The sequence below is a fragment of the Moorella sp. E306M genome (assembly GCF_006538385.1).
In the GTDB taxonomy this organism is placed as follows: Bacteria; Bacillota; DSM-521; order Neomoorellales; family Neomoorellaceae; genus Neomoorella.
Genome location: NZ_BJKO01000001.1, coordinates 1,069,681 through 1,071,157, shown reverse-complemented (window position 1 = coordinate 1,071,157; position 1,477 = coordinate 1,069,681). Strand labels below are relative to the sequence as shown.

General features: G+C 55.2%; 1 other annotated feature (cut by both window edges).

The window, feature by feature from the left end:
* Positions 1-1,477: a sequence feature (most likely nonfunctional fraction of RNA operon), on the top strand (it extends past both window edges: 1,540 nt to the left, 1,857 nt to the right).

The following is a 1,477-nucleotide window of genomic DNA, read 5'->3' as shown; positions in this document are numbered from 1 at the left end:
TTGTTCTTTGAAAACTGCACAGCGAGGAAGACGAACCCACCTACGCGAGGCAGATGGTCAAGCTAGGAAGGGCGTACGGTGGATGCCTAGGCGCTAAGAGGCGAGGAAGGGCGTGGCAAGCTGCGAAAAGCCCCGGGGAGCCGCAAGCAGGCAGAGATCCGGGGATACCCGAATGGGGCAACCCACCTGGAGTAATATCCAGGTACCCTTAGCTGAACACATAGGCTAAGGGGGCGAACCGGGGGAACTGAAACATCTTAGTACCCCGAGGAAAAGAAAGCAAACGCGATTCCCCCAGTAGCGGCGAGCGAAAAGGGAAGAGCCCAAACCTTATGCATGGAGAAGGCTGCAACCGTTGTGCATAAGGGGTAGCGGGGCTTCCAGGAGTAGTTGCAGATACTCCACGAGAGCGAAGGCTGTAGGAGAACAGGACTGGAAAGTCCGGCCGGAGAGGGTAAAAGCCCCGTATCCGAAACGGCCAAAAGCTTTCGGGAAGGACCCCAAGTACCACGGGACACGAGGAATCCCGTGGGAATCCGGGAGGACCACCTTCCAAGGCTAAATACTCCTTAGCGACCGATAGTGCACGAGTACCGTGAGGGAAAGGTGAAAAGCACCCCGGGAGGGGAGTGAAAAAGAACCTGAAACCGTATGCCCACAAACAGTCAGAGGGCGTTAAAGCCTGATGGCGTACTTTTTGTAGAACGGGCCGGCGAGTTACGTTAACGAGCGAGGTTAAGGGGAAGACCCGGAGCCGAAGCGAAAGCGAGTCTGAAGAGGGCGCGAAGTTCGTTAACGTAGACCCGAAACCGGGTGATCTACCCATGGGCAGGGTGAAGCGAGATTAAACTTTCGTGGAGGCCCGAACCGACCGGCGTTGAAAAGTCGGCGGATGACCTGTGGGTAGGGGTGAAATGCCAATCGAACCCGGAGATAGCTGGTTCTCCCCGAAATAGCTTTAGGGCTAGCCTCAAAGGAAACTAACGGAGGTAGAGCACTGATAAGGCTAGGGGCCTTACCCGGTTACCGAACCTTTTCAAACTCCGAATGCCGTTAGTTGCTCTTTGGGAGTCAGACTACGGGTGCAAAGATTCGTAGTCGAGAGGGAAACAGCCCAGACCAACAGCTAAGGTCCCAAAAGACGGGCTAAGTGGGAAAGGATGTAGAGCTGCTTAAACAACCAGGATGTTGGCTTAGAAGCAGCCATCATTTAAAGAGTGCGTAATAGCTCACTGGTCGAGTGGCTCTGCGCCGAAAATTTAGCGGGGCTCAAGCCCGTTACCGAAGCTTTGGATCCCGCGAGGGATGGTAGGGGAGCGTTCTGTAAGCGTCGAAGCTGTACCGAAAGGAGCAGTGGAGCTTACAGAAGTGAGAATGCCGGCATAAGTAAGCGAGAAGGCAGGTGAGAATCCTGCCCGCCGAAAACCTAAGGGTTCCTGGGGAAGGCTCGTCCACCCAGGGTAAGTCGGGACCTAAG